This window comes from Clostridium cochlearium, from assembly GCF_900187165.1.
Classification (GTDB): Bacteria; Bacillota; Clostridia; order Clostridiales; family Clostridiaceae; genus Clostridium_G; species Clostridium_G cochlearium.
In genome coordinates, this window is the sequence record NZ_LT906477.1 from 1,573,955 (window position 1) to 1,594,332 (window position 20,378).

Sequence of the window (20,378 nt, forward strand, 5' to 3'; positions counted from 1 at the left end):
CTTTCTTTCTATTTAGTTAGTATATTACTTTAAAGTCCGTACTTATAAAAAAAATTATATAATATATAATTAAAGTATAAATAAAAACAATATAATTGTAAATTAAATATATAAAATAAGCAGGAGGGTGTTTTAGTATGGAAAAAGACATTAAAAAAAAGAATATTGGTGGCGTATTTGCTTTATATCCAACACCTATTGGAATAATAGGAACTGAAGTAAATGGTAAAGTAAATTGGATTAATATAGCTCACCTAGGCGTAGTTGGAATGGATAAGATAATGTTAAGTATGCATAAATCTCACTATTCTAATCAAGGCATAAGGGAAAATAAAACTGCCTCTGTAAATTTAGTTACTAAAGACATGATTATTGAAGCTGACTATGTTGGAATGGTTTCTGGTCATAAAGTAGATAAATCAAAAGTATTTGAATACTTCTATGGAAAATTAAAGGCTGCTCCACTAATTAAAAGTGCTGTTATATCTATGGAATGTGAACTTGTAGACATTTATGAAACTGAAGAAGAAGATAACTTTATATTAAAAGTGATTAATACTTATGTAGATGATAATGTATTAAATGCTAATGGTACTATAGATTATTCAAAGGTTAAACCACTATTATTTGAAATGCCTACAAAATCGTACCTAGAACCTGGAAACATAATTGGTAAGTGTTGGAACGAAGGTAATAAATACAATAAATAAAATAAATTTTTATTATACTATTTTTATATTATTTTAGAAAAGGAGATGTCGCATTCATAAGTTAGCATAACATATTGGTTTATTCTTAATGCAACATCTCCATTTTTTAATTTCTATATTTGAAATTTCATTATCAATTCATTTAATTTCTGAGCTAGTTCTGCTAAGTTTTGACTTGAACCAGCTATTTCTTCTACAGATGCTGCTTGCTCTTGTACTGATGCAGATGCTTGTTCAGTACCCGCTGCATTTTCTTCTGCTATAGCTGATAAGTTTTGAACTAGTTCTAACATTTGATTTTTCTTATCCTCCATTTTTTTACTGAATACATTTAAGTTTTCTATTGTTTCTTTTGCTTTTTCTATTGAATCTGCTATACCATTAAATTGTCCCTCAGTTTTTTCTACTAATTTATCCTGGTTATTTACAATTTCTTCTGCTTTTTTCATATTTAGAACGGCATTTTCAGTTTTAGATGTAAGAACAGTTACAATTTCTTTAATTTCTGCTGTAAATTTATTAGAATCCTCAGCAAGCTTTCTGATTTCGTCTGCCACTACTGCAAATCCCTTTCCTGCTTCTCCTGCTCTAGCTGACTCTATAGCTGCATTTAAAGCTAATAAATTAGTCTGCTCTGCTATAGATTGAATCATTTCACTAGCTTCTTGTATATGCTTTGCACTTTCATTACTACTTATAATTACTTCATTAACTTCATTTGCTATTTCATTATTTTCTTTTGAATTTTGCACTAAATATTTTACTGTACTGATTCCTTCATTTTTAAGATCTACAACTTTATCTGCAAAAATATTTAATTCTTCTAAATATTTTTGTTCTACTTCTAAAAGATATCCTAGCTCTTCCATAGAATGAGCTCCTTTTTCTGCATCTTGTGCTTGATTTGATGCACCTCTTGCTATTTCTTCTATTGTATTTGCTACTTCTTCAGAAGTAGTAGCCGATTGCTCACTAGTTGCTAAAAATTCTTCAGAGGATGCAGATACCTGATTTGATGCATCTTCTACATCTTTTATAAGAGATTTAAAATTTTCTTGCATAGCTAAAATAGCATTTCCAATTTTCCCAATTTCATCTTTTCTATTTAGATATTTTTCTGTTTCATCTTTTGTAAAAGTTAAATCATAATTAGCAATTCTTTCAATATTTCCAGTTAACAATTTTATTGGTTTTGCTATACTTGCACTTACCATATAAATAATAACTATACCTATTACAATAGCTATTAATGAAAATATAATTAATATATTCCTTAATTGGTATACATCTTTTAAAACTTCTTTAGTTTCCATACCTACTGATATAATCCAATTACTATCTTCTATTGGTGAAAATCCCACCATTATACCCTTACCTTCATAAGAGTATTCTCCAATACCTACTTCTCTTTTTATCATTTTATTTTCTATAACATCTGATAATTGTTTGATATCTGGATTTTCTTTTGCAGCTTCTATAAAATTATATCGTTTTAAAACTAGATCTTTGTTTTTATCACCTACTGATACCCCTTTATTATTAATAATATATGCATATCCTGTTTCCCCATATTTAAAGTTACTTGCAATAGTGCTTAAAAATATTCCTGCTTTTAAGCCATAAAAAACTCCTTCAATTTTACCATTTCTCATAACAGGTGCTGCAAACATAATTACAGGTTGTCCATCAGTTTTGCTTATAATTACATCAGATACAGCTCTCTTACCTGATATTGCTTTTTTATAATAATCTCTATCTTTAATATTTAAAACTGATTTTTGTTTATTGAAGCTAATTACATTACCATTTTTGTCAGCAAGAGCAAATTCTATGTATCCTGTTCTTTTAGCTTCTTTTTGAAAATAATTTACTTTTTCATCCAAAGTCACTTTTTCATCAAATAGTATATTGCTTTGAGCAATGGCGTCAATATAAGAAGTTTCAGCATCACATATAGATTTTATGTATTTAGCCTCTGCCATAGCCATTATTTCCAAATCCTTATTAGCTTTATTTAGTAACTTTTTATTAGCAATATTAGTAGATAAAACTCCTAATCCCAATGTAATCACTAATACCACTCCTGTGAATATAGCAATCAACCTTGTTTTTATTGATTTCATAAAATCTTCCTTTCCTTTTTAATATTAAAATAATATTCTATTGTATATTATTCCACTTACATATTTTCGTTAAATATTGTTTAATCTTTAATTAGTAGTATAAAATAGCACAATTGAAAAGATTTTCTGAATTTACATTGGATTTTATATAAATAAAATATCTATAAATAATAGACTTTATAGTATATAATTAAAGAATCATTAAAAAACATTAAAGGTGGGTCTAAATGAGAAATTTAAAAATGATATTAGAATACGATGGAACTAGATATAAAGGATGGCAAAAACAAAAGAAAGATGTTTTAACCATACAAGATAAAATAGAAACTGTATTGTCTAAAATGACTGGAGAAGATATTCAAGTAATAGGTTGCGGAAGAACTGACTCAGGTGTTCATGCCGAAAATTATGTAGCAAACTTCCATACTAATTGTGATTTCACTGTGGATTATATGTTAGATTATCTATATGAATTTTTACCTGAAGATATAGTAGTAAAAACTATGAAGGATACCAGTGAAAGATTCCATGCAAGATATAATGTAAAATCAAAAACCTATGTTTATAGAATAAATAATAATAAATTTAGAAGTGTATTTAATAAAAAGTATTCTTACCACAATAATGAAAAACTTAATGTAAGTACAATGAAAGAAGCTACAGAATTTTTAATTGGAACTCATGACTTTCAAAGCTTTACTCGATTAAAATCTAACTCTAAATCAACTATTAGAACTATTAAATACATAAATATAACAGAAAATCAAGGTATGATAGATATAGAAATTAACGGAAATGGTTTTTTGTTAAATATGGTAAGAATTATTGCAGGGGCTCTTTTAGAAGTAGGTAAGGGAAACATCAAACCAATAGATATTGAGAAAATGTTAAATGAAAAGAAAAGAGCAAATGCTAGTCTAATCCTTCCAGCAAGGGGATTATGCTTAAAGGATGTTCAATATTAATAGTAAAAATAAACTGTAAACAAAGGTGTTTACAGTTTATTTTTTAAATTCAAAAAGATTCTATTTATTCATATAGTCCAAAACCAGTTATGACTAATGTATCCCAGTCACTTTCTTCATTGTTAATCCAATTATATTCGATCTTAAGCTCCTTTAACCAAGCATTAAGACCACTGCTATTCTTACTTGGGTTTGGAGATTGTCTTCCAAATTTATCTTTTATGGTTTCAAGTAACTTTATTTGTTCTTTCTTTTCTAATTTCTCGTCTATCATTCCTTCCATAATTTCACGACATTCTCTATAAGAAAAATGATCCTCTGAGTACAATTCATCAGCCAACAATTGTCTTTTATTATTTAAATCATCTCTTACATCATTAATTTCATTTACATTGGATAAGTATTTTTTAGCAATGTTCATAGCTGCAATATCTCTATCCATTTTTTTTATTAATTTTTCTAATTTTTCATTTCTCATTTAATACTCTCACTTTGCTTTTTATTTAGACATTATTTAATGACAATAATTTTATTATATCATATTTATTTATTATATATTACAATTTCTATTTCATATTGCACATCCTTTGTAAATTAATTTTATATACATAATTTGTTTGACAAAATACTATACTACATTATAAACTTATATAAGTTTAGTAAAGTGCTAAAAAATGTAGTTTTATTCAATAATTTTCATAATAAGGAGATAGAAAATGATAGAATCATTTGATAAGTTAGGATTAAATCAAAACCTAATAGAAGGACTTAAACAAGAAGGAATAAATAAACCAACAGATATTCAAATAAAGGCAATACCTTTATCTCTTGAAAATAAAGACATAATAGGTCAATCACCAACTGGAAGTGGAAAGACACTTGCATATTTACTTCCTATATTTCAAAAAATAGATACTTCAAAACGTGAGATGCAGGCAATAATATTAGCACCAACTCATGAGCTTGCTATGCAAATAAATAGAGAAATAAAACTTTTATCTGAAAACTCCAAAGTTCCTGTGACTTCTACACCTATAATAGGGAATGCAAATATAAAAAGACAAATTGAAAAACTTAAAGAAAAACCTCATATAATTGTAGGATCTAGTGGGAGAATTTTAGAACTTATAAAAAAGAAAAAAATAAGTGCACACACCATTAAAACCATTGTAGTAGATGAAGGTGATAAATTGCTTGATCACAGTAATTTATCTAGTGTAAAAGATGTCATTAAAACCACTATGAAAGATAGACAATTAATGATTTTTTCTGCAACTATAAATGAAAAAACGTTAAGTATAGCCAAAAGTTTAATGAAGGATGCTGAGTTTATAAAAGCTAAATCTGAAAATGCAGTAAATCCAAATATTACTCATATGTACTTCATATCAGAGCAAAGAGATAAAATTGAAATTTTAAGAAAATTAGTTGCATCTATAAACCCAGAAAAAGCTATAGTATTTATAAATAAAAGTGATGAAACTGAAATCATTACATCTAAACTTAAATATCATAAAATTAAAGCTGAAGGAATACATGGAAGTTCTTCAAAAGAGGATAGACAAAAGGCTCTAGAAGGATTTAGAAGTGGTAAACTTCAACTTTTAGTGGCTTCTGATATTGCCGCTAGAGGATTAGATATTAAAAATGTTTCACATATATTTAATTTAGATTTACCATCTGATACTAAAGAATATCTTCACAGAGTCGGAAGAACTAGTAGAACAGGAGAAGCTGGCACTGCAATTTCTATAGTTACAGATAAAGATTTATCATTAATAAAAAAATATGAAAAAGATTTTAAAATAGAAATTAATTTGAAAACCATATATAAGGGTAAAATATTAGATTCTAAAAAAAGCTCTATATAATTGGGGACGTTTAACTTTTATTTATCATCACATTTTATTTAGATATAGATTATAAAGTAGCCTTTTTATCATTTTCAAGGTGCACTTTAACTTCGAGCAAGCTTGTCCATATTAATCATAAACATACTAATAAAACCTTATATTGTAGATAAAATAAAAGGCTTAAATATATATAAATTATTTTTTAAGTTTTTAACTCAAGTTTAGTTAAATTGTGAAAATATTATATACAAGCTAGTGCTTTTGAATGTCTATGTTCCGAAATAAACTTATTTATTATGTTTTTATATTTCTCTTCTGTCGATATAAGTTCAACTCCAATAGAACAAAGTCTTGATACTGTTGATTGAGCAATGTTTCCTAAGACTTTACATATATCCTTACATCTATAATTGCAAAGACTTCTCATTAATAGCGAAGCTAGCGCTTTTACAATTTTTGAATTTTTATTGTTTTTTACATGACACATTATTTTGTCTATTCCTGTTTCTTTTTCAATAAATTTTAGTATTTCATCAGGCTCAAAATCTCTTACTATTATCGTTCTATCACTCCTGTATTCCGTTTCCTCATCTTGAAATTCTAGTTCATTTTTTATTTTTTCATCATCACATATGTAAACTAATTTAGCATAGTTTTCTCTGGCTTCTTTTACATTATTACTAAAATACTGCATTATAAATGCTTCGTCTAAAAGACCTGTAGCATCTTTTTCAAGTCCTAAATATACTTTCAAACTTGAGTATTTATACTTTTCTGGACATTTTTCATATCCTGTTATGTCTAACACATTGTTATGAATGTAGGCAGACAATGTAATAAGATATCTTTGTGTATCCACTATTTTACTTTTGAATCTGTCTTGAAATAAAGGTCCCCTTCTTTTATTAATTTTATTAAAATTTATTGCATAACTAAAATTTAGTCCATGCATTATTTTTGATATATCTGCACCATTAGAATCTATTATAAAATGTCCATGATTTGTCATTAAGCAATATGCATAAACTTTAAAACCATATTGTTTTTGATATTCTCTCATTTTATTTAAATATCTAATTTTATCTTCATGTTTCTCAAATAGGGGTACCTCCGTTATACTTCTTATCATTACATGATATATAGCATCCTCTGATTTTTGTCTTCTTGTTCTTGGCAATAAAAACACCTCATTTCATATTTTGTATTTTAATTATTAACATGAAATGAGGTTTCTATTCAATTTTCTGTTAGTTTAATTTAACTAATTCTGCTTAACCGTCCCCTTACCTTAATTAGCTTCTACTGCTTTGCTATGAGTATTATCTTTAACTAATTTTAAAACTATTCCTAAGAGAAATCCTATAGCTGAAGGTGTAACCCAACCCAGCCCTTGTGAATAAAGAGGTAAATTACTTAATAGTTGTTCTATAAAACCTAATTTTACTCCAGCTCCACTTAATGCATGTAATATACTTATAACACCTGTAAATGCTATTGTAGAAATATATACAATTGAATTTTCATGAAAAAATGTTTCCACCATGGAAAGTAGTATAAGAACTATAGCTATTGGATAAATTGCATTTAATACTGGTACAGATATTGTAAGTATTTTAGTAAGTCCCATATTTGCAAGAAGCATACTTGAAAGTGTAAGTCCTCTTACAAAAGTTATATATTTAACTTTTGGCATTATAGTTGTAAAATATTGACTACAAGAAGTTATAAGTCCTACACAAGTTGTTAGACATGCAAGAGTAAATGTTACTGCTAATAATATTACTCCTGGCCTTCCAAATATATATAACATTATGTTAGCTAAAGTTTGTGCACCATTTTCTGTTTGTCCAAATCTTCCACCACTTGTTGCCCCTAGATGTGCAAGCATGGAATAAATAACTACTAATAAAGTTCCAGCTATAAATCCTGCCTTTATAGAATTTGAAACTATAGCCTTTTTACCTTCAACTCCTTTTGCCTTTATAGCTAACGATATTACTATTCCAAAATTTAAAGCCGCTATTGTATCCATTGTTAAATATCCATCTAAAAATCCTTTAACAAGAGGTGAAGATGAATACTCTGCTGTCACTTCTCCATATCCTCCTAATGGTTTTAACAAACTTGCTAAAAATATACCTGCTATTAATGTTAATAATGTCGGTGTCAAAACTTTCCCCATACGATTTACAAGTTTTGATGGTGTTAAACATAACCAATATGCTACCGTGAAAAATAAAAGTGTATATAAAAATAATGCCAAGGTATTTGATACAAATCCTTTTGGTAAAAATGGTGCCACTGCCATTTCAAAAGGTAAACTTCCTGCTCTTGGTATTCCAAGACATGGTCCTATTGAAAGATAAATTAAAACAGTAAATACCATTGCAAAAGTTCTATTTACTTTTTTTGACAATTCATGAAGTCCACCTGATTTTGATACTGATATTACTCCAAGTATAGGAAATCCAACTGCTGTAACAAAAAAGCCCCCCATGGCTATCCAAGTATTGCCTCCAGCTGCTTGACCTAAAAAAGGTGGAAATATTAAATTACCTGCCCCAAAAAATAATGAAAATAGCATTAATCCTATAAGTAATAAGTCTTTTTTTGATAAATTATTCATTTTAAAGCCCCCTATTATTTTTTAATCTTTTGGTTTAATGTCAATGTCTCCTTCAATATCCATTTAAAAACCCCCTTAATACTTATTTTCTTTTAAAAAATATATAAAAAAACCTCAATCCCAATAAAAGGGACGAGGTTTAATCGCGTTACCACCCTAATTCTATAAAAATATATAAGAAATATAAACTATATTTTCATAGCTCTCAGTTACGTACTAAATAATACGCTTTTCTTTTAACGGCGAAAACTTCCGGTAAAACTTACTAAAAAATTCGGTTTTACTTCTCAGAGATGATTTTCAAATATATTTTGAACATTGGCTTTCAGCAAAACACCAACTCTCTTTAGAACAATAATATACTTTACTTTTTCTCTTCACAGAATTTGTTAAGAATTTCGTTTTTTATATGATACATCTTTTTAAATTAAATGTCAAGATAATTTTGGTTTTTAAAAGTAAAATCACAGTAATCTATTTCATAACATCTTCTTTTCATCTATTATCTAGTAAATCATCTAAAAATGAATTAACCGTCCCCATTATTTAGCTATTTCTTGTTGAATATTTTCAATAATTAAATCATTCTTTACAGGAGTTAAAAACATTTTTCTTGCTTTTTCTTTGTCAGATGTTTGTCCAAGTACCCACATTAGCTTTGTAACTATTGCTTCTGTTGACATGTCATATGCAGGTATTATTGGATATTTTAGAGCTTTTTGTCCAACTTCGTATTTACTTAAGTCAGTTCCCTCAAGTAAAACTTGGCTTTTTATAACTACAATTCTTCCTTTTTCATCTAACATTTTTAATTTTGATAAAAAATCTTTTTTATCTTTAAATGGAATTCCTCCACTACCATAACTTTCTATAATTATACCTAAGTATTTATCACTTAAATAATTAAGTATATCTGGATCTGTTGCTGGAGTAAGTTTTAATAAAAAAATATTAGTGCATAAAGATTTATAAAAAACAAGTTCTTTCTTCTTTTTACAAATTGAAATTTCATTATTGTATTTAATTTGATTTCCTTCAATGTTAGCTAAATGAGGAAAATTAATACTTTCAAAGGCATTATAACTTCTTGTTCTTAATTTTTCCGCACGGGATCCACAAATTACTTTACCATCAAATACAATAAAAACCCCACCTATTCCATTACAAGCAAACATAATGGAATCTACCAAGTTTCTCTTTGCATCTGTTTCCTTAAATGTAATTGGTCTTTGAGCACCAGTAATAACTATTGGCTTAGAAGAATTTTGCACCATATAAAAAAGAGCTGCGGCGGTATATGCCATGGTGTCTGTACCATGAGTTATAACAAATCCATCATAATTATGATAGTTTGATTCAATGTACTCAGTAATATGTATCCAATACTCTGGATGCATATTAGTACTATCAATATTTAATATTTGCATAGTATCAATATGGCATATGTCTTGTATTTCCTTAGCATAATTTAAAAGACTTTCTGGAGTAAGTGAAGGGGCAAGTCCATTATCTCCTTGAGAACAAGCAATAGTTCCCCCTGTTGATAATAGCAATATTTTTTTCATATGAATTTCCTCCTTTATTTACATAAAATAAAACCACCCTATTGAGTAGATACAACATATCTTTAGTTGTATCTACTCAATAGGGATCTATTTTAAATCATTAGTGCAAAATTTAAATTTTAGTTTTCTTTCTCTTTGCATATTTTAATATACTTTCCATTTACCTTTTCAATGTAGTCTTTTGCTTCACCATTTTCATCATCCATATATAATAAATTACTTCCATCCAACCCTGCTAATATACTTGCTACAATAGGTTCTTGAAAAGTTTTTCCTGTTGTTATAATAAATTGATTATTTCTATTATTTTCTGCTACTGCTATCGCTGTTTCATATCTAGTTTGTCCTTCAAATCTTTTTGTATATACTATCTTATTTAGCTGTTTCTCTACAGCCTCATCTATTACACCTTTTCCACCTATTATATTAGCATCTTTCTCACATACTTTTATTATATCTAATAATGAATCCTCTATTTTATCCTTTTTACTTAATATTATAACTCCACCTTCCCTTATTGCTTGTGGTGCTGCTGTTGATGCATCTGCAAAATCATCCCCTGACACAATAAATGGTGTTGTATTATAATCTATTTCCATTTTATTTAATATAGCTTCATTAGTTTTATATCTATCTTCCCCATATATTCTTTCTATATTATTAACATCTATATTTCTTAATCTGTCTTCTATATCTTCTGGTATGACTCCATTTCCGCCTATTATAATAATTTTCCCATCTTTTTTTAAATTATCTTTTATATAATCTAATGTTTTTATTGTCTTATCTTCATCATCACTAATATATAATAAAGGTGCTGATAATCTTCCTGCTAATGGGGTTGCAGATAAAGAATCCGCATAATATTTATCACTTGCCAATATTATAGTAGTAAATTTATCTCTTTTTCCCTTTATTGCATTGGCTATATCATACTCAACATCTCTAGCCTCAATTTCTTTATTTGAATATGAATTGTAGGAATCTACTCTACCTAATCTAGGAATTTTTTCTCCTTTATGCACATTAAATTCTTCACTAGCATATTTACCATCTCTATTTAGTCTAATCTCTAATTTATTGTCACCTTTTTCTAATTTATCCCATGCATTTCCATCTAATGCTATGTCAAATCTATTTCCTCTTCTTTTTACTTCCATAAGCTCTTCATTCTTATCTACTATGGAAATGTCTATTTTTTTACCTTCACTATGATTTACTACTACATAAATATTACTGCCAGTTACTTTTAGTTCCTGAATTCTAATAGTTTCTGCTGCCTTTACTCTACCTGCAAAACTATTCAATGTGATATTAGCTAACATTATAGTACTTAATAAAAATCCACTAATTATTTTATTATTCTTTATATCAAATTTACTCATAATGCCATCGCCTTCAAAACTATTATTAATATTTAAAATTCAATTATAATAGTTTTGATAAGCTTCCCTCCTCTTCTGCATTTTATAATTTGAAAGTTATATTTCTATTCTTCTTCATTTTCTATTTTATACTTTTTCCTATATCCAAGCATAATTTCATTTAATATATCTCCTATTATTGGAGGTGTATAAGTAATAGCATTGGCACCAGCTTTTATTGTTTCTCTTATTGTATCTTCATTAGGCCCTCCTGTGGCTATTATAGGAAAATCAGGATATTTTTCTCTTATTTTTCTAACTATACAAGCTGTTCTTTTAGCTCCTGATACATTTAATATAGTAGCTCCTGCCTTTATTCTAGCTTCAATATCCTCGAACTCTGAAACTACTGTAACTATTATTGGAATATCTATGGTTTCTCTCATATCTTTTATCACTTCATTAGGTATTGGATTATTTACCACTACTCCCATAGCTCCTTTAAATTCAGCATCTAAAGCTAAATTTATTACCCTTTTTCCAGTAGTTATTCCACCTCCAACACCACAAAATACTGGTACATCTGAAGCTAATACTAATGCTTCCGTTATTATAGGTTGAGGTGTAAATGGATATACTGCAATGACTGCATCCGCATTTGTATTTCTTATAATTGCTACATCAGTTGTAAATACAAAAGATTTTAATCTTTTACCAAATATTCTAATACCAGAAGCGTCTCTTATTGCATCTGGTAATTCTATTATATGACTTCTTAGAGTACCTTTTATTTGAGGCACTTTTTTAGTTAAATTTTTCTCCATACTTATCCTTCCTTCTTTTTACTATTATATTTAACATAATTTTATATCTCTACTAATATTTTATCAATATTATAAATATTAAACAAATATATTTTTATTCTAAATCCATCTTGTTTTTATATAACATCGTACCTCATTATACTATATTATATAAAAATATGTAATATTTCTATTATAATTTATATTAGCTATAATTTTTTTACATAATTAAACAAATGGAGCTGCCACATTAAGAATAAATACTACAATTCTAATATTTAAACACAAATAACATCAATTCCAAACTTTCCTAATCACATTATATTTTTCATCATTACTTTCAACAAAACCTTCCACTGGGCTTTCTATTCCTTCAATTCCTTTATAGTTTATAAATTCTTGTTTTAGTTTAATTATCAATTCATCTGATACATTTTCATTTGCCGCCAATGCATCTTTAGGAATGTCTTCAGTTTTTTCTAATATTATTAACTCACTAATATCTACACCAGACTGCTTTACAGCATCTAATGCCTCATTATATGTTGCTCCTGCATCTATTTCTCCTGATAAAACAGATTTAATAACATTATTATGATTTCCCATAAAGGATATTTTTTCAAAATAGTTATCTGGATTTATTCCTTTGGATTTTAGTATATGATTTGCATATAGATAACCTGATGCACTATTAATATCTACATAACCAAAATGTTTAAATCTTAAGTCTTTAATACTTTGTATTCCTGAATTTTTCCTTGTTATAATATATCCATTGTAGGAATCCTTTCCATTAACTATGGGTGTTACTATAGGTTTTATGTTACTTTGGCTTTTTGCATTTACATATGCAAAGGGTGAAAACCAACCAATATCAATTATTTTATCCTTAATAGCTCTACTTAAAGCATCATAATCTTTTACTATTATACTTCTTGCCTTATATCCTATTTTTTTGCATACTTCATTAATTATTGGTATATAAATATTTTTTATTTTTTCAGGTGAAGTAAAGGGGTTCACTCCAAAAATAAGTTCTTTTTCGTTTTTAAGTTTTACAGCTATTTTTTGCAACTCTTCTGATATTTCTGTTAATTTCTTACCTGATTCTATTATTTCATCATTTTTGTATTGTTGTACTTCCACTGATTTCATAAGGTTAATAGTCATTTCATAGGTATTTTCAACAGCCATAGAAACAGAATGTGTTGCCTTTTCTATTTCCTTGGAAGCTGTTACTTCTTCATTTGAAATTCTCTGTAATTTATTTATAGAATTAGTTATACCTTTTATTATCTCTTGAATTTCTTCTACTACATCATTAGATTCTTTTGCAACATTTTCTATATCCTTTATTTTTTCAATACAGGTACTTATAGATGTATTTGAATTATCTATATTTTGTGTTACATTATTTATAATTTGTTCTATTCCTAATATTGATTTATCCGTTTCTTGGGACAATTTTCTAATTTCTTTTGCAACAACTGAAAAACCTTTTCCAGCTTCTCCAGCTCTTGCAGCTTCTATTGAAGCATTAAGTGATAATAACTTAGTTTGTTTAGAAATATTTTTTATATAATCTATTATTTTATCAATTTCACCTGACGAATCTTTTAACCTAGTATTATTTCCAAAAGCTTGAAAAATCAATTTAGATAATTCAATCATATATATAGATACATTATTCATTGTATCTATATTTTGATTTAACATTGCAATTGATTGCTCTGAATCACTTTTAATATCATAAATATTATTATTTAATTTTTCAGAATTAGATGTAAATCCATCTATAGTTGCAGTTATCTCCTCTACACTAGCTAAATTCATTTGACTATTCTTTTCTATATCATTAAATACTTCAACTAATTTATTAAACATACTGATATTATTTTGGGAAATCCATATTAATTGTTGAATATCAAACCCCATAGTTTCTGTTAATTCGAATAACCTTCCATTAATATCCTCGTTGTATTTTTTCTCTTGAGTATTATATGTTTTCTTTTTAGTATTTAATATCTTTCTTCCTAACAACTCCATTCCCCCTCATACTAAAATAACCGTGATTTTTAATCCAATAGATATTGGATTAAAAATCACGGCTCTCCTGTCTCTGCCCATTTTCCATATATTGATATATAATTAAATTATATAATCCTGTAAATATTTAGTCAACTAAATTAAAATAGCATATATTATTATTATTAAACTCTAAATTTTTATTACTTGATTATACACTATAAAAAATATATACTTGAATTAATATACATTATATTCTATATTATTAAATAACTGGAGGAGTGACTATGAAAAAAAATAATAAATTGGTTTATATAGCAGCTATATCCTATGCTTTAATTACTGGTCTTTCTTTTTTATTCACTAAAATAGCATTATCAATTTCCAATCCTTTTGATATATTAGCACATCGTTTTACATCATCATTTATAGTAGTATTAATACTAATACTGTTTAAATTAGTTAAAATAAATTATAACATGGAAAGAATTAAAAAGATTATTCCATTAGCTTTACTTTACCCTTTAATGTTTTTTGCTTTTCAAACTTTTGGATTACAATATGCCTCTTCTTCAGAAGCAGGTATATTATTAGCTTCTTCACCAGTATTTACTTTAATTTTAGCTAGATTTTTTCTAAATGAAAAAACAAATCTATTACAAAAAATATCCATAATAATATCCGTATTAGGAGTAATCTATATTACATTGATGAAGAGTTCTTCTTTTGAATTTAATAATATAAAAGGAATAATTCTTCTTATTTTGTCAGCATTATCTTTTTCTGGATACAGCGTTATGGCAAAAATTTTAACTAAAGACTTTACTAGTACAGAACTTAGTTTTATGATGATAATAATTAGTTTTATATGTTTTAACACCATAGCTATATCTAAACATTTAATTAATGGAACTCTACACACCTTTATAACACCTATATTCAATTTTAAATTTGTTATAGCAATAATATATTTAGGAGTATTGTCATCTTTAGTTACATCACTACTTACAAACTACATTTTATCTAAAATAGAAGCATCAAAAATGAGTGTATTTTCTAATTTAGGAACTGTTATATCTATTGTAGCAGGTGTCATATTTCTTAAAGAAGAAATATTCTACTATCACATTATAGGCTCTATACTTATAGTTGGTGGTGTTATAGGAACAAATTTCTTAGATAATATAAAATAAAATTAAATTAATAACATTAGTACTAAAATATGGTATATTTGCATAAGATAAAATTGAGAATAAAAAACTATTATTTGTAAAGGAAGTGTAGATATATGTTAAGCTGTAATAAGGAAAGATTAGAAAATAAGATTCTTACTTTCAGCAAATTTGGTGCTACTGGGAATGGTGGAATAACAAGATTATCCTTATCAGAACCAGCTCTCCAAGCAAGAAAAGAATTCTGTAAAAGAATGGAGGCACTAGGTGCAACTATTGTAACAGATGATATGGGAAATATATATGCAACTATTGAGGGAACAGAAAATCTTCCTCATATTGCAATGGGATCACATTGTGATTCAGTAGTACAAGGTGGAAATTATGATGGTATTTTAGGTGTACTTACTGCCATGGAAGCAGCTGAAACCATTGTTACAGAAAAAATTCCACATCGTCATCCAATTACAGTTATGATTTGGACTAATGAAGAAGGAGCTCGTTTCGACCCTGCTATGATGTCATCAGGCGTTATTACTGGTAAATTTAATAAATCCAAAATGTTAGCTTCCAAGGATAATAAAGGAGTAACATTTGGTGAAGCTCTAGATGCAAGTGGATACAAAGGTGATGAAAAAAATAGACTTAATCCTAAAGATTATATGGCTCTTGTAGAACTTCACATTGAACAAGGTCCAGTATTAGAATCTAAAAAAATGGATATAGGCGTTGTAGAAGGCGTTGTTGGAATGGTTAATTACGAATTTGAATTTATAGGTCAAGCTGGTCATGCCGGAACAGTTCCTCAAAAAATGAGACAAGATGCTCTTTTAGCAGCTTCCGAAGCTATTCAATATCTTCATAGAGAACTTGATAAACTTGATAGTAAATTGGTGTACACTACTGGTAGAATTATTTGTTCACCTAATGTACATACAATTATACCGGATAATGTTAAATTTACTTTAGATGCAAGACATCAAGATCCGGCAGTAGTACAACAGGTTGTTGAAGTTATAAAAAATATCCCTAAAGAACTGGCAAAGTGTAAAGTTAATTATAAAGAATTATGGTCTCGTAAGACTGTTAGCTTCAATGATGAATTAGTTAACTTAGTTGAAAAAAATGCTAACAGCTATGGATACTCTAATATGAGAATATATAGCGGTCCTGGACATGATGCTCAGTTTGCAGCTGATATATTACCTACAACTATGATATTTGTTCCAAGTATTGGAGGACATAGTCATTGTGAAATAGAAAAAACACCTCTTGAGAACTGCTTAAAAGGCGCTAATGTATTACTACAAACCATCTTGGATATAGATAAAAAATAATATACTATTATAAAACTATAGCACCCTTTAGGGCTTCCCCTTGGGTGCTATAGTTTTTACATTTTAACCTGAATTGATGTATATGTGCATAAGATAAACCATAAATTTTTTATCTATTATGTTATGATTTTCACCCTACCCGGCACATTCTAGTTGAGTTTCTTATTTTTTTATTCTCCCAGTATTATCTTTAAATCTTCATCTGGAGTTGATATTGGTTTAATACCAAACTTATCAATTAATACTTGTAAAATATTTGGTGTTATGAATGCTGGTAGTGTTGGCCCAAGACGAATATCCTTTATTCCAAGTGATAACAATGTAATAAGAATACATACAGCCTTTTGCTCATACCATGATAAAATCATTGAAAGTGGCAAATCATTAACTTCACATTTAAAAGCATCTGCAAGGGCAAGAGCAATTTTTATTGCACTATATGAGTCATTACACTGCCCTACATCAAGAACCCTTGGAAAATCTCCTATATTACCTAATTCTAGTTTATTAAATCTGTACTTACCACATGCAAGTGTAAGTATTATTGTATCTTTTGGAGTTCTTTCTGCAATTTCAGTATAGTAATTTCTACCTGGCCTTGCACCATCGCATCCTCCAATTAAAAAGAAATGCTTTATATCTCCATTCTTTACTGCTTCTATAATTTTATCAGCATTACTTAATACTGCATTATGACCAAATCCTACTGTTATTTTCTTTTCAGGTTCATCTTCTTTAAATCCCCCAAGTTGTAAAGCCTTATTTATTATTAAACTAAAATCTTTTTTACCATTTACTTCTCTAATATGAGAAATATCTGGCCATCCAACTATACTTGTAGTAAATATTCTATCTTTATAAGAATCTCTTGGTTTTTGTAAACAATTTGTAGTCATAAGTATACAGCCTGGTATGCCGTCAAATTCTTTTTGCTGGTCTTGCCATGCTCCACCAAAGTTACCTACTAAATGAGAATACTTTTTTAATTCTGGATAACCATGAGCAGGAAGCATTTCACCATGAGTATATATATTTATCCCTTTACCTTCTGTTTGTTCAAGGAGTTCTTTTAAATCCTTTAAATCATGTCCTGAAACAATTATAAATGGTCCTTTTTTATTTGTTATACATACTTCCGTAGGTACTGGGTTTCCATAAGATTCCGTGTTTGCCTTATCGAGAAGTTCCATACATTTTAAATTTACTTGACCAAATTCCATATTTAAATTAAATAAATCTTCTACAGATAAATTATCATCTACTACTGCTGCAAAGCCTTTATAAAAAAATTTACTTACAACTTCATCTTTATATCCTAAAACATGAGCATGATGAGCATAGGCCCCCATACCTTTCATTCCATATATAAGCATTTCTCTTAATGAACGAATATCTGCATCTAAAGTTTCATCATACATTATACCTGCTTTTTCTGCATCTTTAAGCATCTCATCCTTGGTGCTTGGAATCTTATATTTAACTATTTCTGGCACCTCGCATTTACAATCACCTAACTGTTTTTTAAAGCAATCCTTTATTTCCTGTGCCTTTTTTAAATAATCAACAAATCTATCAGGATCAAAGTTTACATTTGTAAGAGTTGCAAATGTAGCATCCATAACAAATTTATCAGTTTCATCATCTATTTTAATGCCTTTTTCTAATAATTTTTCTCCATAAAATCCTATTCCCTTTAATTCGTATATGAGTAAATCTTGTAATGCTGCAACTTCACTACTCTTTCCACAATTTCCTGCCTTTGTACAACCTTTTCCTCCTATTGTTTGTTCGCATTGATAACAAAACATAGAATTTTCCATTAAAATTTCTCTCCCCTTCTCTGTTTTATATAATACTTTTTATTTTTCAAATAATTATTTTTATGCACATGACTGTATTATTTGACTATTTATAAGTACATATACTTTAACTACAGCTATACCTATAATTCTATTTTTCTCAATAAATATTTTTTTATTCTTTAAAAGTCCTACATTAAAAGAGGGAGAACAAAAATATATTCAAAAAATTATAATAAGCAGCGAAATCATTCGAAATTTGATTGAAGATTTAAATTTCTTATACCAAAGGTTTTCAACCAGAGATGCATTTTACAATATAGAAATATTAAACTTGCTTATCATATTTAAAATTGCTAAATTAGCCTTATTGTTTTTTTCCATTGCTTTTACACTTTCACGACAAAAACTTTCTGTTGGACTATAATGATATTCTCCACAAGCATCTATACCACAAATATTTTTATTAATAAAAATACATTTTATGAAATTATATAATTGTGAAAGTTTCATATTCCCTTGATCCCAATTTGTTACTGCTTCAGATTCACTAAGGACATCTTTGTCTATACTTATATAAACATTTTCAGTTAAAATTTCTGATTTTATATATTTATTAAATTCAATACCTTGTCCTATTTTCTCTTTTGAAAAGGCTGAAACAATATTATTATAACAAGTAGGAATGACATTAACTAAATCCTGCCGTGCCCCCAAAATCACAACTTTTTTTAACATAGGTAATTCATCTAAACCCTTTAATACCCAAGAACCACAACTTATTAATGTATCAAAAAATGTTTTTAACATATCTGTATGGTTATCAAATAATACTAATGTAAATGGAGATTTTATCTCTCTCATAAGTAGATATGTTACATAATGATAGTTACCATTTCCGATAAACGTTATTCCTCTATTTTTTCTTTTTTTTAATCTTCTATTAATATTAATTAATGACTTTTTTTCACAATACCTGCTTGCACTTTTAATATCTAAAAGATTAACCCATTCATAATCAGTATGCTGATAAAATGTTTGGATACTATATGTGTTGTCAAAGTCTAATATACTTATTTTATTCCCCATTTCCCATCCATCTCCTTATGTTCTTATTAAAAAATTATTAAAAACTAATTATTAAAAATAGACTGCATATTTTTTCCTACTGCTTTTAGCAATTCTTTTGGCAATTTTTCTACTTGTTCACCAATTATTACTCCGTGTGGTTGCTTATATCCTTCATTCCATACGAAATTAAAAATTTTTTCATTTGTTTTTCTATTTTTTCCTATTTGAAATGCATATATTTCAACATGTTTAGATAATAATTCTTGTACAGCTTCTTTTGCTGATCCTGGAAAACTAGATGCACCGTCTGTAATTTCAAAAACTATCTTTACTAGTTCTCCTTTTTTAAGTTCTCTTTCCTGTATGGACGTAATTCTATTGGATATTTCCCTAAGACAACTTGCATCGTCAGTTGCTCCATCTGTTGCATCTAGCTTTACAATTGAACGAATTATATCGCTTTTTTCTTTTTCTTTTACATCTTTATCGTTAAATTCTTTAACATTATAATACTTATTTCCAAAAAACCAAGTTTCACTTAAAACTTCAACTTTTTGATTTAATTGTTCTAGGTTGCTTTTCAAATATCTATTAAAATCATCAATTGATAACAAGGTCACTGCCAAAGCTTTTCTTGCTGCTTCAATTTTTGATGCGTTCATTGATCCTGAATTGTCTATGACAAAGGAAATTTCTATTCTTTTAGGCAATACATCTGTTTGAGTCTCTAGTAAATATTTATTAAAGATTCTGATATTTTTATAGTTTCCTTTTTTTTCAGCTTCTATAAAATCTGGATAAGAATTAATAAAACTATCCACATCTAATTTTCCCTTTATTTGTTCACCCCTTTTTACACTTACTTCTCTTTTTGCATCTCCTATCAACCTTTTCCAAAATTGTCGCATTTGTTCTCTTTCTAATTTCATTTTATTTGAATAAAATTCAAATAATTGTTGTTCTGC

General features: G+C 27.8%; 16 protein-coding genes and 1 other annotated feature. Of the genes, 5 read left to right on the forward strand and 11 right to left on the reverse strand.

Features of this window, described 5'->3' with window-relative positions; all coding sequences use genetic code 11:
• The first annotated feature begins 137 nt into the window (after positions 1–137).
• A complete protein-coding gene (locus CKV72_RS07785; RefSeq protein ID WP_095177947.1) occupies positions 138–710 on the forward strand; it encodes a flavin reductase family protein in 573 nt (190 codons plus the stop codon).
• Positions 711–823: 113 nt separating this feature from the next.
• Here CKV72_RS07785 and CKV72_RS07790 read toward each other — a convergent pair whose 3' ends face one another.
• Positions 824–2,833: a methyl-accepting chemotaxis protein gene (locus CKV72_RS07790; RefSeq protein WP_095177948.1), complete on the reverse strand. Its 2,010-nt coding sequence runs from the start codon at positions 2,831–2,833 to the stop codon at positions 824–826.
• Between the two features lie 227 nt (positions 2,834–3,060).
• On the opposite strand from CKV72_RS07790, the gene truA reads away from it, so the two are divergent.
• Positions 3,061–3,798, forward strand: coding sequence for a tRNA pseudouridine(38-40) synthase TruA (gene truA, locus CKV72_RS07795; RefSeq protein ID WP_174209101.1), 738 nt, complete (start codon positions 3,061–3,063; stop codon positions 3,796–3,798).
• A gap of 64 nt (positions 3,799–3,862) precedes the next feature.
• Here the strand turns inward: truA and CKV72_RS07800 are convergent, their stop codons facing one another.
• Complete coding sequence (locus CKV72_RS07800; protein ID WP_089865951.1) at positions 3,863–4,276, reverse strand: hypothetical protein; 414 nt, start codon at positions 4,274–4,276, stop codon at positions 3,863–3,865.
• A 238-nt stretch (positions 4,277–4,514) separates the two neighbouring features.
• On the opposite strand from CKV72_RS07800, the gene CKV72_RS07805 reads away from it, so the two are divergent.
• Positions 4,515–5,669, forward strand: coding sequence for a DEAD/DEAH box helicase (locus tag CKV72_RS07805; RefSeq protein WP_089865953.1), 1,155 nt, complete (start codon positions 4,515–4,517; stop codon positions 5,667–5,669).
• 223 nt (positions 5,670–5,892) lie between these two features.
• Here CKV72_RS07805 and CKV72_RS07810 read toward each other — a convergent pair whose 3' ends face one another.
• From CKV72_RS07810 to phnD, 6 genes are all read right to left on the reverse strand, one after another.
• Positions 5,893–6,837, reverse strand: coding sequence for a transposase (locus CKV72_RS07810; RefSeq protein WP_095177949.1), 945 nt, complete (start codon positions 6,835–6,837; stop codon positions 5,893–5,895).
• 102 nt (positions 6,838–6,939) lie between these two features.
• A complete protein-coding gene (gene brnQ, locus CKV72_RS07815) occupies positions 6,940–8,277 on the reverse strand; it encodes a branched-chain amino acid transport system II carrier protein (RefSeq protein ID WP_095177950.1) in 1,338 nt (445 codons plus the stop codon).
• A gap of 125 nt (positions 8,278–8,402) precedes the next feature.
• Positions 8,403–8,667: a binding site (T-box leader), on the reverse strand.
• A gap of 152 nt (positions 8,668–8,819) precedes the next feature.
• A complete protein-coding gene (locus CKV72_RS07820) occupies positions 8,820–9,842 on the reverse strand; it encodes an asparaginase (RefSeq protein WP_095177951.1) in 1,023 nt (340 codons plus the stop codon).
• A 119-nt stretch (positions 9,843–9,961) separates the two neighbouring features.
• A complete protein-coding gene (locus CKV72_RS07825) occupies positions 9,962–11,227 on the reverse strand; it encodes a cell wall-binding repeat-containing protein (protein WP_095177952.1) in 1,266 nt (421 codons plus the stop codon).
• A gap of 104 nt (positions 11,228–11,331) precedes the next feature.
• On the reverse strand, positions 11,332–12,030 hold the full coding sequence (locus CKV72_RS07830; RefSeq protein ID WP_095177953.1) for a beta/alpha barrel domain-containing protein: 699 nt from the start codon (positions 12,028–12,030) through the stop codon (positions 11,332–11,334).
• Positions 12,031–12,303: 273 nt separating this feature from the next.
• Complete coding sequence (gene phnD / locus CKV72_RS07835; RefSeq protein WP_169712359.1) at positions 12,304–14,049, reverse strand: phosphate/phosphite/phosphonate ABC transporter substrate-binding protein; 1,746 nt, start codon at positions 14,047–14,049, stop codon at positions 12,304–12,306.
• 272 nt (positions 14,050–14,321) lie between these two features.
• On the opposite strand from phnD, the gene CKV72_RS07840 reads away from it, so the two are divergent.
• A complete protein-coding gene (locus tag CKV72_RS07840; protein WP_173797299.1) occupies positions 14,322–15,227 on the forward strand; it encodes a DMT family transporter in 906 nt (301 codons plus the stop codon).
• 95 nt (positions 15,228–15,322) lie between these two features.
• The gene (locus tag CKV72_RS07845) at positions 15,323–16,543 is read left to right on the forward strand and encodes a Zn-dependent hydrolase (protein ID WP_089867797.1); all 1,221 of its coding nucleotides are present in this window, start codon (positions 15,323–15,325) and stop codon (positions 16,541–16,543) included.
• A 170-nt stretch (positions 16,544–16,713) separates the two neighbouring features.
• Here CKV72_RS07845 and hcp read toward each other — a convergent pair whose 3' ends face one another.
• From hcp to CKV72_RS12445, 3 genes are all read right to left on the reverse strand, one after another.
• Positions 16,714–18,363, reverse strand: a complete 1,650-nt coding sequence (gene hcp, locus CKV72_RS07850; RefSeq protein ID WP_089867795.1) for a hydroxylamine reductase — start codon at positions 18,361–18,363, stop codon at positions 16,714–16,716.
• A gap of 291 nt (positions 18,364–18,654) precedes the next feature.
• Positions 18,655–19,431, reverse strand: coding sequence for an arginase family protein (locus CKV72_RS07855; protein ID WP_095177954.1), 777 nt, complete (start codon positions 19,429–19,431; stop codon positions 18,655–18,657).
• Between the two features lie 44 nt (positions 19,432–19,475).
• Positions 19,476–20,342, reverse strand: coding sequence for a vWA domain-containing protein (locus CKV72_RS12445; protein ID WP_242955718.1), 867 nt, complete (start codon positions 20,340–20,342; stop codon positions 19,476–19,478).
• Between the last annotated feature and the right edge of the window lie 36 nt (positions 20,343–20,378).

Coding starts and splice junctions, on each gene's coding strand:
- CKV72_RS07845 (WP_089867797.1), top strand. CDS start 15,323: ATGTTAAGCTGTAATAAGGAAAGATTAGAAAATAAGATTCTTACTTTC.
- CKV72_RS07790 (WP_095177948.1), bottom strand. CDS start 2,833: ATGAAATCAATAAAAACAAGGTTGATTGCTATATTCACAGGAGTGGTA.
- truA (WP_174209101.1), top strand. CDS start 3,061: ATGAGAAATTTAAAAATGATATTAGAATACGATGGAACTAGATATAAA.
- CKV72_RS07855 (WP_095177954.1), bottom strand. CDS start 19,431: ATGGGGAATAAAATAAGTATATTAGACTTTGACAACACATATAGTATC.
- CKV72_RS07805 (WP_089865953.1), top strand. CDS start 4,515: ATGATAGAATCATTTGATAAGTTAGGATTAAATCAAAACCTAATAGAA.
- brnQ (WP_095177950.1), bottom strand. CDS start 8,277: ATGAATAATTTATCAAAAAAAGACTTATTACTTATAGGATTAATGCTA.
- CKV72_RS07785 (WP_095177947.1), top strand. CDS start 138: ATGGAAAAAGACATTAAAAAAAAGAATATTGGTGGCGTATTTGCTTTA.
- hcp (WP_089867795.1), bottom strand. CDS start 18,363: ATGGAAAATTCTATGTTTTGTTATCAATGCGAACAAACAATAGGAGGA.
- CKV72_RS12445 (WP_242955718.1), bottom strand. CDS start 20,342: ATGAAATTAGAAAGAGAACAAATGCGACAATTTTGGAAAAGGTTGATA.
- CKV72_RS07840 (WP_173797299.1), top strand. CDS start 14,322: ATGAAAAAAAATAATAAATTGGTTTATATAGCAGCTATATCCTATGCT.
- CKV72_RS07830 (WP_095177953.1), bottom strand. CDS start 12,030: ATGGAGAAAAATTTAACTAAAAAAGTGCCTCAAATAAAAGGTACTCTA.
- CKV72_RS07820 (WP_095177951.1), bottom strand. CDS start 9,842: ATGAAAAAAATATTGCTATTATCAACAGGGGGAACTATTGCTTGTTCT.
- CKV72_RS07825 (WP_095177952.1), bottom strand. CDS start 11,227: ATGAGTAAATTTGATATAAAGAATAATAAAATAATTAGTGGATTTTTA.
- CKV72_RS07800 (WP_089865951.1), bottom strand. CDS start 4,276: ATGAGAAATGAAAAATTAGAAAAATTAATAAAAAAAATGGATAGAGAT.